The sequence below is a fragment of the Morganella morganii genome, assembly GCF_019242955.1.
Taxonomy (GTDB): Bacteria; Pseudomonadota; Gammaproteobacteria; order Enterobacterales; family Enterobacteriaceae; genus Morganella; species Morganella sibonii.
Genome location: NZ_CP066129.1, coordinates 1,199,329 through 1,212,278 on the forward strand (window position 1 = coordinate 1,199,329; position 12,950 = coordinate 1,212,278).

Annotated in this window: 12 protein-coding genes; 3 read left to right on the forward strand and 9 right to left on the reverse strand. The window is 50.5% G+C overall.

Annotated features, from left to right (window positions below):
• Nucleotides 1–19 precede the first annotated feature (19 nt).
• Complete coding sequence (gene sseA, locus JC793_RS05470; RefSeq protein WP_214095481.1) at nucleotides 20–859, reverse strand: 3-mercaptopyruvate sulfurtransferase; 840 nt, start codon at nucleotides 857–859, stop codon at nucleotides 20–22.
• A gap of 31 nt (nucleotides 860–890) precedes the next feature.
• On the reverse strand, nucleotides 891–1,040 hold the full coding sequence (locus tag JC793_RS05475) for a hypothetical protein (protein WP_004235712.1): 150 nt from the start codon (nucleotides 1,038–1,040) through the stop codon (nucleotides 891–893).
• Between the two features lie 186 nt (nucleotides 1,041–1,226).
• Here JC793_RS05475 and dinG point away from each other — a divergent pair, with 186 nt between their 5' ends.
• Entirely contained in the window at nucleotides 1,227–3,335 is a 2,109-nt protein-coding gene (gene dinG, locus JC793_RS05480) for an ATP-dependent DNA helicase DinG (RefSeq protein WP_218427735.1), read from the forward strand.
• A gap of 16 nt (nucleotides 3,336–3,351) precedes the next feature.
• Here dinG and JC793_RS05485 read toward each other — a convergent pair whose 3' ends face one another.
• The 5 genes from JC793_RS05485 to rhtA form a co-directional block, all read right to left on the reverse strand.
• Nucleotides 3,352–4,056, reverse strand: coding sequence for a fimbrial biogenesis chaperone (locus JC793_RS05485; protein ID WP_218427737.1), 705 nt, complete (start codon nucleotides 4,054–4,056; stop codon nucleotides 3,352–3,354).
• A 393-nt stretch (nucleotides 4,057–4,449) separates the two neighbouring features.
• Complete coding sequence (locus tag JC793_RS05490) at nucleotides 4,450–4,785, reverse strand: colicin transporter (protein WP_247717327.1); 336 nt, start codon at nucleotides 4,783–4,785, stop codon at nucleotides 4,450–4,452.
• Nucleotides 4,785–6,428: a colicin-like bacteriocin tRNase domain-containing protein gene (locus JC793_RS05495; protein WP_218427738.1), complete on the reverse strand. Its 1,644-nt coding sequence runs from the start codon at nucleotides 6,426–6,428 to the stop codon at nucleotides 4,785–4,787. The genes JC793_RS05490 and JC793_RS05495 overlap by 1 nt, the downstream gene beginning before the upstream one ends.
• Nucleotides 6,429–6,817: 389 nt before the next feature.
• Nucleotides 6,818–7,321, reverse strand: a complete 504-nt coding sequence (gene dps / locus JC793_RS05500; protein WP_046893762.1) for a DNA starvation/stationary phase protection protein Dps — start codon at nucleotides 7,319–7,321, stop codon at nucleotides 6,818–6,820.
• 157 nt (nucleotides 7,322–7,478) lie between these two features.
• The gene (rhtA, locus tag JC793_RS05505; protein ID WP_046893763.1) at nucleotides 7,479–8,378 is read right to left on the reverse strand and encodes a threonine/homoserine exporter RhtA; all 900 of its coding nucleotides are present in this window, start codon (nucleotides 8,376–8,378) and stop codon (nucleotides 7,479–7,481) included.
• 248 nt (nucleotides 8,379–8,626) lie between these two features.
• On the opposite strand from rhtA, the gene JC793_RS05510 reads away from it, so the two are divergent.
• Both JC793_RS05510 and JC793_RS05515 read left to right on the forward strand, forming a co-directional pair.
• Complete coding sequence (locus JC793_RS05510) at nucleotides 8,627–9,202, forward strand: LOG family protein (protein WP_052926207.1); 576 nt, start codon at nucleotides 8,627–8,629, stop codon at nucleotides 9,200–9,202.
• A 12-nt stretch (nucleotides 9,203–9,214) separates the two neighbouring features.
• Entirely contained in the window at nucleotides 9,215–9,676 is a 462-nt protein-coding gene (locus tag JC793_RS05515) for a GNAT family N-acetyltransferase (RefSeq protein WP_052926206.1), read from the forward strand.
• Nucleotides 9,677–9,732: 56 nt separating this feature from the next.
• Here the strand turns inward: JC793_RS05515 and JC793_RS05520 are convergent, their stop codons facing one another.
• A complete protein-coding gene (locus tag JC793_RS05520; RefSeq protein WP_218427740.1) occupies nucleotides 9,733–11,454 on the reverse strand; it encodes an amidohydrolase in 1,722 nt (573 codons plus the stop codon).
• A 27-nt stretch (nucleotides 11,455–11,481) separates the two neighbouring features.
• Nucleotides 11,482–12,834 carry an APC family permease gene (locus tag JC793_RS05525; protein WP_046893767.1) on the reverse strand — a complete coding sequence of 451 codons (1,353 nt, stop codon included), beginning with the start codon at nucleotides 12,832–12,834 and terminating at the stop codon, nucleotides 11,482–11,484.
• Between the last annotated feature and the right edge of the window lie 116 nt (nucleotides 12,835–12,950).

Here is a 12,950-nt window from a genome sequence, read left to right on the forward strand (position 1 = left end):
GATGTGCTCCGGCATTTTTTTATGGTTCGATCGGCAGGGTATCTGAACCGCCCCATTCCGCCCATGAACCGTCATACAGACGGACATTCTGATGGCCGGTAAGTGTCAGCGCCAGCAGCAGCACCGCAGCGGTCATGCCGGAGCCGCAGGACACCACAAGGTATTTGCTTAAATCCACACCCGCATCACGGAACAGTTGCTGAATTTGTGTCGGGGATTTGAAGATCCCGTTTTCCACCAGCGTATTCCACGGCACATTGCAACTGCCCGGAATATGGCCGGAACGCACGCCGGGACGCGGGTCCGGAGCCAGTGCCTGAAAACGGTCGGCAGAGCGGGCATCAACAATCTGAATTTCCGGGTCAGTAATCGCCAGCAGCACATCATCTTTATTCACGGCATTATGGCGCTGAAACTCAGGCACAAACGTTTTTGCCTGCGGCAGCGGGATCTCACCGCTTTCGGTGTTATAACCGGCATTGATCCAGGCGTGCAGTCCGCCCTGTAAAATACGCAGATTTTTCACACCGAAGGTTTTCAGTGTCCACCAGGCGCGCGGGGCGGAGAACAGGTTACCCTGATCATAAATAATCACCATGGTGTCATTATCAATCCCCAGCTCACCGGCGGCCTGCGCGAACACTTCCGGTGACGGCAGCATATGCGGCAGCGGGGAGGCGCGATCAGCGACTTTATCCTGATCAAAATAGTGTGCGCCGGGAATATGGCGCTCAAGCCACAACTGACGGCAATCTGCGGGCTGAACGGGTGGTGCTTTGCTGACATCGAGCACGACAAGATTTTCATCATTCAGGTGCGTGTGCAGCCAGTCTGCTGTCACAAAATAGTCTCGGTACATCGCAATAACCTCGTTAGCAGGACGCAGAGTATTACCGGGTTTCTCCGGTGGTCGTTTCCTGCGCCGTGGATGGAGTCTCAGGGGCAACCGAACGATTATACATGTTCATTCCGGCAAGAAAAACGCCGCCGAGAGAGCCGAAAGCAAAAATAAAAATGAAAATAATCAATAATTTCTTCATAGATGTATTCTGATCTTATCTGATATAGCCTGTCTGCCGGATAAATCCGGAGTGATGTTGATTAATTGTAACAAACTATTGAAAGAACCGTATGCAGAAAATGAGCGGTAACGGCCCGGACATGCTGATTTTTTTTCTGTAGTGTGAAACAATAGCGCCCTGTTTATTTATCCATAGGTTTTTCTGATGCCCCTTTCCGCCACCGTCAAACAACAAATCAGCGCCTGGTACAAAGCCCTGCCGGAGCAGATTGACGGCTTTGTTCCGCGCGCGCCGCAGCGGGAGATGATTGCGGAAGTCGCCCGGACCATGGCGGGGGATGAGGGACGGCATCTGGTGATTGAAGCCCCGACCGGAGTAGGGAAAACCCTCTCTTATCTGATCCCCGGGATTGCAGTGGCGCGTGAGCAGCAAAAACTGCTGGTGATCAGCACCGCTAACGTCGCATTACAGGATCAGATCTACAGCAAAGATCTGCCGCTGCTGGCAAAAATTATTCCTGATCTGCGTTTTACCGGTGCATTCGGGCGCGGACGCTATGTCTGTCCGCGCAATATGGCGGTGATCGGTGCGGCGGAAGGCGAACAGATAGACCTGATGCTGCTGCTGGAAGATAAAGCCGATGTGGCAACGGCGTCTGAACGTGACACGGTGCGGCAGCTGCAGAATGATTTTACCTCTTTCGGCTGGGACGGCCTGCGCGACCACCATAAAACATCCATTCCGGACAGTCTGTGGCGTAAAATCAGCACCGACAAACTCAGCTGCCTCGGCCGCAACTGCCAGTATTATTCGCGCTGTCCGTTTTTCCTCGCGCGGCGTGAAATTGAAAGTGTGGATGTGGTGGTTGCCAACCATGCGCTGGTGATGGCGGCAATGGAAAATGAATCTGTTCTGCCGGAAAGCAAAAAATTGCTGCTGGTACTGGATGAGGGGCACCATATTGCCGATGTGGCCCGTGACTCCCTGGAAGTGGAGGGGGATATCACCCTGGTATCACTTCAGGCACAACTGGATAATCTTTCCCGCTTTGTCACTCAGTATCTGCAACAGTTTCGTCCGGTAAAACCGCCGAAACTGGCGGACAGTGCGCGTCTGCAAAAACATCTGGAAGCGATGTCGGACGTGTACCGTGATGTGGCAATGTATACACAGGCGCTGCTGCCGGAGCAGGCAGCAGATCCGCACTATCTCTTTCCGCTCGGGGAACTGCCGGAACCGCTGACCGCAGCCGCTCAGCAGCTGTCGAAACAGACGGACGCCCTGCACAGCATGGTGGAGGGGATTCTAAGTGACCTGAACGAACAGACCGCAAAGCAGGATATTGTCCGGCTGCATAAGGCCATACTCACCGCCGGTAAGTTTCTCGGCGCACTGGAAAGCAGTGCCAAACTATGGCGTCTGGCGGCACTCTCTGAAATCTCACATGCGCCGGTTTCAAAATGGCTCAGCCGCCGCTATGAAAAGAATCAGTCTCACCTCTGGTTCCACTGCGCGGGTATCCGCGTCAGTGAACAGCTCGGGCATCTGTTATGGCGCAATGTGCCGAATATCGTGGTGACCTCAGCGACACTGCGTTCACTCAACAGTTTCAGCCGGTTACAGGAAATGACCGGACTGAGTGAAAAGGCGGATGACCGCTTTGTGGCACTCGGTTCCCCGTTTGATCACTGCCGCCAGGGGCGTCTGGTGATCCCGAAAATGCATTATGAGCCGACGCCGGCGGATGAAGCCGCACATATCGGTGAAATGGCGCGTTACTTCCGCTCACAGCTGGCATCCGGTGAACACCGCGGTATGCTGGTACTGTTTAACAGTCAGCGGGCGATGGATCTTTTTCTTACCCATGTGACGGACCTGCGGCTGCAACTGCTGGTGCAGGGTGATCAGCCCCGTTACCGGCTGGTGGAAACCCACTGTCAGCGGATACGGGACGGGCAGACCAGTGTGCTGATTGGTCTGCACTCTTTTGCGGAGGGGCTTGATCTGAAAGGCGATTACCTGACGCAGGTTCATATCCATAAAATCGCATTTCCGCCGGTCACTAATCCGGTGATTATCACGGAAAACGACTGGCTGAAATCCCTGAACCGCTATCCGTTTGAAGTCCAGAGCCTGCCGGGCGCGTCATTTACCCTGATCCAGCAGGTCGGACGGCTGATCCGCAGTCATCAGTGTCACGGTGATGTGGTGATTTATGACCAGCGCCTGCTGACCAAACGGTACGGCAGCAGGCTGCTTAATGCATTACCGGTGTTTCCGATTATACGGCCGGATATTGAACCGGAAAAATAATATAAACGGATAACGGTTATTCTGCCGTAGCGGTAAAGGTCACATTACCGCCATAATCATTGATATTACTGACAGTCAGATGGTCACCACGTGTAACCGCTCTTTTTACTGCAATTTCCGAACGGCTTTTCGGTGTCAGCATAAACGATTTATGTAATATCTGTTTTTTATCCGCCAGCGTTATTTCCGTAATGGTAATGTGGTACGGCGAATTATTATTTATCAGGATTGAATGAGTGCCGGACTGAAATGTAACCTGCTGTGTGGCGGTATTTCTGTCACTTAACCCGGCGGGACGGTAAAACATTTTAAACCGGGAACGAACGGCCAGTTGTACGGAGTTTTTTGCTTCCGCTGAAGGCGTTTTGCTGACCGGCGGAATATCCAGAACATTCAGCCACCACAGGCTTTCTCTGTCGGCCGGTATTGTGCTTTTATCCATCAGCCGGATGCGCAGTGTCTGACTTGAGCCGGGATTAATACGCGAGATTGGCGGCGTCAGCTCAAACGGTGTGACAGGCAATTTTGCGGTCAGCTCTTCAGAATCACCGGGGTCAAGCCAGTACTGAACAAATGCCGCATTGGCGGATTCATTACTTATCAGGGCCGTAATATCATGTGCATCTTCCGGATAAATATACCGTGTACTGTCCGGACTGATACCGTCAGCAAAAGAAAAGGCACTGATAAAATACATGACTAATAACAGATATAATTTCATTTTATTTCCCCGCTATGCCCAAAGGAATATATAAGCAGGTATTATTACTGAGATAATTATCTGCTATAATTACGTGTTAACGTATTCCTCTTATCTCATTTAATTTTATGGTTTTTTTCTGTTTTTGAAATACGTATTTCTTCGGGATTTTGTTTATTGCTGAGTAAGGAAGACATCATCAATGAAATGAGAGCGTTTATCCATCACGGGATACGGTAAGAGAATATGCTATTCTTAAAATATCTGCCGGAGAATTTTCTTTTTCGTTAATTTATTTTTTCTTTTAATATCAATGCAATGGTTGTATGTGCACTATCTTTGTTATTATAAATGAATACCCGCTATTAATCGGTGAGCGGGTATTTATCTTCATTCTATCTCTGATGAATGAAGTTATTTAAGGTCACTTATTGTCACTAAAAATGCTGTATAGCCAGCCGCTTCATCATCTTTAATATTCTCAATTGCCAGCGTATTATTTTCAGTAAGCTTTGATTTATAGTCATTGGGTTTATTATATGTCCACGATGCACTACCATCAGGTCTGAACCCGGGATTAAACCAGTGACCTCCATCTATACCTGAAATCCATAAACTTCGCTTGGCAGCTTCCCGGCAAACCTCAATTGCTGCTTTTGGTGATAATTTCATTGAAGCATTTCCTTTTAATTTAAAGAAATCTTCACCATTGTTATATAGTACACCGTGATCAAATAATTTTTCTTCCATTATTTTCCTTCCCATTGAATTCGAGAGTCATCGATCCATTTAGGATCTGTTTTGTCACTGACCTGAACTACTTCGCCGGTGCGATCGTTAACTACAACATATTCACCCGGTTTACCGTACACGGTAGCCGTGTCATTACGTCCGAGGTGATCAGGCGGCGTCTTTTTCGGACTACGTCTATCAAAAGTTTTCCCTTTCGTACCTTTAGCTACCGAATCTTTGACATCTTGTTCGGTCCAACCCCGGCCAATCATCTGATCTTTAATTTTTGTATCAAATTTGAGTTCAGGAGTTTTTCCTTTTTTGTCTTTTTCTTCTTCAACCTTACCTTCAGCAGCTTTTTTCCTGCCTTCCGTATTTTTCCTGTTTTCAACAGCTATTGCCAGTGCATCTTTTGCCTGAGTATATTTTTGGATAGTGTCTTCGATGTGCCCCATCTGTGCTTTATATGCACCAGCTTCGTTGGTGGCATTACGGGCTTCAAAATACGCAAACCCCTTTTGGGCTTTGGTCAGTTCTTCTCTTAGCTTGTTTACATCCGTATTTTTTACCGTATCGTAATTTTTCTGTGCTGTTTCCTGGTCAGAAACAGCTTTTGCCAGATTGCTGTTCGCAACATCCAGGTGTTCCAGTGCAGCCTCCAGCGGATATAAAGCAGCACGGTCTTTTTTAGCCTGTTCAGCCTGTTTTTTCTCTTCTTCCGGTTTTATCTGTTTCGTGACAGAAATATAAACCGGAGCATGGCCACCACCGAAGTCGATAATTGCATGATGTGAAACGTTTTCTTTTTTTTCCGGCGCCGGCAGGTATTGTTTTATCTCCGGAGTAGTATTCAGTCCCCGTGAAGCAGTGTTTGGTTTTACCGGTTCGGTATTATTCACACTGATACGTATTGGTTTCATGCCGGGTACCACCTGAGCAGTATACACATTTGGTTTATTTGTCTTTTGTGCTTTGACAACCGGTACCAGAGTAGGGTTTACCGCTGTGATGGCAACAGGCCGCGTTTCAGCCAGCTCATCAATCACTGCCTGTGCAATCACGCTGGCCGGAACACTTGTCTTGTCGGGGATATCTTCCGGCGGAACAGAAGTTACCACTCCGGCAGGCAGCATGGCAGCATTGTAGGGATTATCAATATCGAAATCTTTAACGTAAATATTCACTTTCGGGTCAGGTGCTATCTGAGAGGGATAGAATAATCCCAGAATTCCCAGAACCCGGCCTGCAATAACTGCGGAAGTTGTTAAGAATGCTTTTAATGCAGCAAGCTGAGCCTCATTTAGTGAGGCGTAATAAGCCGACAGAGCAGAGCTGAACGTTAATCCGATAGTATCTGCGGAAACATAGACTGTTTTCGGTGCTCCCGATATATCAATATAATTCAGAGATTCAGGAGTATTATTCAAATCTGTATAGCTATTATTGTCACTATTGTTATCACGGTGACCCCCGAATTTATCCGGGTCATAATGATGAATATTTCTTCCGTCCGGTAGTTGTGTTGTTCCCCAACCACTGCCGGAACCTGCGCCACCACTTGTTGAACCGCCGTTACCACCGATACCTGTTGGTCCGCCGTTGATATTGCCACCGGTATCATGAGCCCCGCTGTTATAACCATTGCCGTCTCCGCCACTCATCGTAGATTTCCTTTTGGGTTTAAGATTTACCCAAAAACTGTGTTTTTGCACAGCTTCTGGTGGTGTAAATTCCACATCCCAAAATATCAAAACATACCATGGCGATAATTTTTAAATAAAATCAATTGATTGTGTTTTTTTGAAAAAGGCAGGCATTGTGGTAACGGACTCGTTATAAGGAAAATCACCGAAATGGTTTTTCTGTATGACAGAGACAGTTCTTCGTTTCAAACGGAATCAGCACGCAAAAAAATACCGCCCGGAGGCGGTATAAAGGGTAGGATTGACTCACAAGGTCTTACTGTTTTTATTTTTTACGACACATACTCACACATGAGATGTTTATTTCAGCCCGCAACCCGCCGGTTACGGTGCTGTATTTCTGATCATTATTCGATATTGGCTTCGATAAACCACAGGTACTGGTCGAGGTCGCGGGAGGCGGCAGTAAACATATCTGCGGTATTTTCATCTTCAACGCGGCTGACGGCACGGCGGATATCGTTGGCGACAATCGCATAACGGTCGGCCAGTGCTTTCAGGTGATCCTGCACGCTGTGGATGTCGGTCGGATAAGCCGGTAAAGCGGTGGCCTTACTGATAGCCTGTGAGGTACCGAGTGCCACACCACCGAGCTGAACAGCGCGTTCGGCAAAGGTATCGAGGTGGCTGTTCAGGCTGTCGCGGAAGCCGTCCAGCATTTCATGTATGGCAATGAAGTTGCGGCCGCGCAGATTCCAGTGCGCCTGTTTGGTCATCAGAGACAGGTCGATAAACTGCAGAACCTGATGATTCAGTTCATCAATGGTTTCTTGTTTAATATCATCAGTAACATCGTTACGGGTGTACACTAAGTGAGAAGCGGTGGTTTTCACTAATTTTGCGGTGCTCATTATTGTTCCCCTTATTTATTCCGTTAAACATTATTCAGTTAAACATTTCTGTTTCGATGGGGTTACTATAGGGCAGCACAGATAATAGTTAAATTCGATTAAATCTATAGAATCGATAGGCAAACCGGCGCAAGGCCGGTTTCAGTATGGCAGGTGATTACTCAACAGATTTGATTTTTGACTTCGGTTTGATGGTCAGAGCCGCGCCCATGGAGGCTACCACAATACAGCTCAGCGCCAGCCATTGTGCGAATGACAGATGCTCATGCAGGAAAATAATCCCGACCATTGCACCAATGACCGGCTCCAGACTCATCAGGATGCCAAATGTCCGTGTCGGCAGGCGGGTCAGCGCCACCATCTCCAGCGAATACGGAAAGGCGGTTGATAAGATTGCCACTGCCACACCAACCGGCAGTACCGCCCAGCTGAACATCACACTGAGATCACTGTGATATGCCCCGACAGGGAAGAAAATCAGTGCGGCGATAAGCGAGCCGACGGAAACTGTGGCTGCGCCGTAAAAGCGTCCGGCCCGCTGGCCGAAAATAATATAGAGCGCCCAGCCCGCACCGGCACCCAGGGCATACAGCATCCCGATCGGGTCCAGTTGCTCAAGATCTCCTATCTGCTCACCGAGCGGCAGCAAAAAGGCCAGACCGGCGATCACCAGAATAATCCAGAGATAATCTGTTATTTTCCGCGCACCGAACATGGCCACGGCCAGCGGCCCGGTAAATTCCAGCGCCACCGCGATCCCGAGCGGGATTGTGGTCAGGGCCAGGTAGAACAGATAGTTCATCACCCCGAGAGACAGGCCGTATCCCAGCATCGGCAGCAGTGACGCACGGGTAAAACGCAGCCGCCAGGGCTTAAAAATCACCAGCAGAATAGCCGTACCCAGAAGCAGACGCAGGGCAGTCACCCCCGGTGCGCCGATAACCGGGAACAGGGTTTTCGCCAGTGAGGCACCGCTCTGAATAGAGATCATCGACAGCAGCAATAAGCCGATCGGTAACCACGGAGAACCATTTTGCTGGCGGGGAGACGCGGACATGAAGAACCTCGGGAGCAATAAAAATGCGGTGAGACAATTAGTTATGTGGAATTACATGCAAAAGGCAGAACTCGTTATGCAATCTTAGCGGGGCTGATGACGGATAGCAATTACTGATTTAAGAGGATATTAATCCGCCGGCAGAGGTTGCGGGATAACATAGCAAAATCTGACGAGTGCTATCTTCAGACCGCTTGCGTATACTGGCTCCCGGTTTTTCAATTCATCACGATAAGGACAGGGCAGATATGCGGGATATTAAACGAATAGCAGTCTATTGCGGGTCAGCAGCGGGTGCATCAGAGATTTACCGCCATGAAGCCGTGAAATTTGCCCGGGTTTTGGTTGAGCAGGGGATTACCCTGGTTTACGGCGGTGCCAGTGTGGGGATCATGGGAACGGTGGCGGATACCGTGCTGCGCGAGGGCGGACAGGCTATCGGTGTGATCCCGGCCTTGCTGGAGGGGCGTGAAATTGCCCATAAAAATCTGACCGAACTTCACCGTGTCAGCACCATGCATGAACGCAAAAGCAAAATGATTGAACTGGCAGACGGATTTGTCGCGCTGCCGGGCGGCTTCGGCACTCTGGAAGAGTTTGCGGAAGTCTTTACCTGGAGCCAGATCGGGCTGCATCAGAAGCCGGTCGGGCTGATGAATATCAATAACTATTATGATCCGCTGCTGTCACTGATCAACAAAATGACCGATGAACAGTTTATGCAGGAAAAATACCGTCATATGGCGATCACCGAAACTGACGGTAACGCACTTATCCGCCGTTTCCGTGACTATGAGGCGCCGGCGGTCAAAACCTACGATTAACAGGAGAACACCATGATAATCCGCCCCGCAACACTGAATGATACTGATCGTATTGCTGAGCTTTATCAGCAGTTATTTGTTCTGATGGCGGAATATCAGCCCGATCGCTGGCGTCCGGCGCAGCAGGATCGCGGATTTATCGAAAATGCCGTTGCAGATGAGACATTTTGTCTGCTGGTCGCGGAAACGGAAGACGGTATCGCCGGATTTGCCTTTGCTCAGACACAGGATACCTCGCCTTACACCTGCGTGGTGCCACGCCGTTTCGGTTATATCTTTGATATTGTGGTTGATCCGGCAGTACGCGGGCAGGGCACCGGTAAAAAACTGCTGGATGCTGTCAAAACCTGGTCAAAAGAGCAGGGACATACACATCTGGAGTTATCGGTGCTGCCGGAAAACACCGGCGCACTGCGGTTATATGAGCGCGAAGGTTATCAGCCGGTGATCCACACGCTGGCAATTAAGCACTGACATAAAAAAAACCTCATCATGGATGAGGTTTCAGTTTTTCAGACGGCCGGTTACGGTCAGTTGGTCAGATGAACGGTTTTACCGCCGACAATCGTGCGCAGCACTTTCACATTGGCGATATCATCCGCAGGGATCTGGAACACATTGCGATCCAGCACAATCATATCCGCCAGTTTACCCGGTTCCAGTGAGCCGAGAATATCTTCCCGGTGCTGGGCATAAGCAGAATCGATAGTGGCGGCACGCAGTACTTCCGTGATGGTCAGGTCGCGGTCAGTATCCAGACGCTGTGCAGGCTGGCCGTTAACCGGATGACCACGGCGGGTAGCCGCCACTTTCAGATCATACCATTCATCAAAATCATCAATCGGCCAGTCACTGCCGAACGCGACCACCGCCCCGGCATCAATAAACTTGGCGATAGGTTCCAGCTGCTGATAACGGGTTTCACCGATCATATTGCGGGTGAATTCCGCCAGTTCCGCAGTCGGTGCCGCCCACTGGAAAGAGAGGCAGGCGATGGTGCCGAGCCGGGCGAAGCGCGCGTAATCTTTGGCATCCACCAGCTCATTGTGAGCCAGTCCCGGACGGATATCTTTCCCGGGATGCGCGGCACGCATTTTTTCGATACCGTTGAGCACCATATCAACCGCGCCTTCACCGACGGTGTGCAGATGCGGATCATACCCGGCCGCTGCAATACGTTCGAGCAGGGCATCGATCACCTCTGAAGTGAAGTAGAGATCACCGTAGTTATCTGTCTCACGCCAGTCCGGTTGTGCCGGAGTACCGTGATTGATGCGGTACGGTTTCAGCAGGGAGGCGGTCATTGTCGGGAACTGAAGCACACCATCGACAAACATTTTGATGTTTTTCACCGCAATGCCCGGCTCAGGGCCCCATTCCGGCTGATGATAGCGCTCTGCAAAGGCAACCGCGTTTTTCACGGCCTGCGGAACAGAAGCCACGTCCGGCGCATCATCCGGGGTGATTTCACGGGCAGCCTGAATACGCAGTGTCAGTTCACCCTGTTCCTGCAATGTACGGAACGCATCCAGCTGCAATTCTGCCACGCGGGCATCCATCACCATGGTGACGCCCTGTTCATTGAGGACTTTTTGTACCAGGCGCGCAACATCCGGCGCGCGGTCGGCCTGAATGGACGGAATGCTGTCAGCCGCACGCATGGCCGGGGCATCCTCGAGAATACCGTTCAGTTCACCGTCAGCGTGTTTGCCGATTTTACCGTCACTCGGTGCCGGGGTCTCTTTGGTGATGCCGAACAGTTCCAGCGCACGGCTGTTGGCGAGCAGGGTATGGCAGTCATTGGAGAACAGCACGACAGGGCGGCGGGTATTGAGTTTGTCCATATCTTCGCGGTACATATCAATACCGGCCGGTAACATCCCCTGACGCAGCCAGGCGGTGACTTTCAGCCAGTCGTTTTCGCCGGTGCGCGGATCATTATCCAGATGCGCCTGTACGCGGGCGAGGATCTCGTCAATGGTCAGGGATTCATAATTCAGATGGCAGCCGAACAGCTGAATACCACCCCAGAACGGGTGCATATGACCGTCAATAATTCCCGGCATCATCATTTTGCCGTCAAGATCGATAAACTGTGTATGCTCACCACGGAATGCTGCCATGTCATCATTATCACCACAGGCAAGAATACTGCCATCAGCAATGGCGATGGCTCCGGCGACGCGGTTTTCCGCATCCGCAGTATAGATGTAACCGTTGTGATAAATAATATCAGCGGCAGTCATTTTCATTATGCTCTCCAGTCCTCATCAACAGAGTTAATTGATAATTAAGTGAGTTTCTTCTTCTGTAATTGACGGCGGACGGCGGGTAAAGAACCGGGTGATCACACCGAGGTATACCACACCGATCCCCAGCCAGATCAGGCCGACAGTCAGTGCCTGGGCATCCAGACTGGTCCACAGCCACAGGGTCAGCAGAACCCCGATCGCCGGTACCACCAGGCAGCGCAGGATCACGGCAGCCGTCAGCGGTTCCTTCCGGTCAATAATAAAGTGTTTGATAACACACAGGTTTACAAAGGTAAATGCAATCAGTGCGCCGAAGCTTATCATGGACGCCACCAGGCTCAGGGAGAGCACCAGTGCCATCAGAGAGGCGAGGGCGACAAACAGGATCGACAGCACCGGAGTGTTGAATCTGGCATGCAGACGGGCAAACACAGAGCGCGGCAGCACCCCTTCACGGCCCATGGCATAGAAAATCCGCACAATACTGGCCTGGGATGTCATCGCGGAGGCAAACACGCCGATCACATAAGCCGTGATAAAGGAGGACGCCATCAGGGCGCCGCCGACTTTTTCCATCACCTGAATACTGGCGATGTCGGTGTTCGGCAGGAAATCACGCCACGCCGGATAGCTCAGATGTGCGCCGTAAGAGATAACGATGAATAACGTACCGGCGATAAACACGGTATAGAGAATCGCTTTCGGCAGCGCGCGTTTGGCATCTTTGGTCTCTTCCGCCATGGTGGAGATGGCATCAAACCCGAGGAACGCGAGACACAGTACCGCAGCACCGGCAAACAGCCCGGATACCTGATCAGACATCACCGTCAGCGGGGCGAGCAGCGCCTCTTTATCCAGGGTGAACGCCGAACTGAAGCTGAAGTACAGGAACAGTGCGATAAAGATCAACTGCATCACAATAATCAGCATATTCATCGACGTGACCAGTTTTATCCCGAGAATATTCAGCAGGGAAACAATCACAATCGTGGAGACAATAATCAGCTCCATCGGCACCGACGGCAGGGCTTCATGCACAAAAATACCGATGGCGATATAGTTGATAATCGGCAGAAACAGATAATCCAGCAATTGCGCCCAGCCGACCAGAAACCCGGTATTTCCGCCGAAGATTTTCTGGACATAAGAATACGCAGAGCCGGCCAGCGGCAGTGTGCTGGTCATTTTACAATAGCTGAGTGCGGTAAACAGGACGGCTGTCAGAGTAATAATATAAGCAACCGGTAAATGGCCTTCACTGAGGACGGTGACCTGTCCGTAAGTCGTGAAGATACCAAGGGGCACCATATAGGCAAGCCCGAAGAAAACCAACGCGGGGGTATTTAATACGCGTTTCATCTGCACAGTATTCTGTTGCATTTTTACAGCCCTTCCCAATAGCCTGAAACATGCCGCGGACATGGCGTCCCGGCACAGCACTTATTTTCCGGCCGTCAGCGGATGACGGTCAGTCTGCATTTATTTTCAATAAACCT

Coding starts and splice junctions, on each gene's coding strand:
- JC793_RS05515 (WP_052926206.1), top strand. CDS start 9,215: ATGATAATCCGCCCCGCAACACTGAATGATACTGATCGTATTGCTGAG.
- dinG (WP_218427735.1), top strand. CDS start 1,227: ATGCCCCTTTCCGCCACCGTCAAACAACAAATCAGCGCCTGGTACAAA.
- rhtA (WP_046893763.1), bottom strand. CDS start 8,378: ATGTCCGCGTCTCCCCGCCAGCAAAATGGTTCTCCGTGGTTACCGATC.
- sseA (WP_214095481.1), bottom strand. CDS start 859: ATGTACCGAGACTATTTTGTGACAGCAGACTGGCTGCACACGCACCTG.
- dps (WP_046893762.1), bottom strand. CDS start 7,321: ATGAGCACCGCAAAATTAGTGAAAACCACCGCTTCTCACTTAGTGTAC.
- JC793_RS05485 (WP_218427737.1), bottom strand. CDS start 4,056: ATGAAATTATATCTGTTATTAGTCATGTATTTTATCAGTGCCTTTTCT.
- JC793_RS05525 (WP_046893767.1), bottom strand. CDS start 12,834: ATGCAACAGAATACTGTGCAGATGAAACGCGTATTAAATACCCCCGCG.
- JC793_RS05490 (WP_247717327.1), bottom strand. CDS start 4,785: ATGGAAGAAAAATTATTTGATCACGGTGTACTATATAACAATGGTGAA.
- JC793_RS05475 (WP_004235712.1), bottom strand. CDS start 1,040: ATGAAGAAATTATTGATTATTTTCATTTTTATTTTTGCTTTCGGCTCT.
- JC793_RS05495 (WP_218427738.1), bottom strand. CDS start 6,428: ATGAGTGGCGGAGACGGCAATGGTTATAACAGCGGGGCTCATGATACC.
- JC793_RS05520 (WP_218427740.1), bottom strand. CDS start 11,454: ATGAAAATGACTGCCGCTGATATTATTTATCACAACGGTTACATCTAT.
- JC793_RS05510 (WP_052926207.1), top strand. CDS start 8,627: ATGCGGGATATTAAACGAATAGCAGTCTATTGCGGGTCAGCAGCGGGT.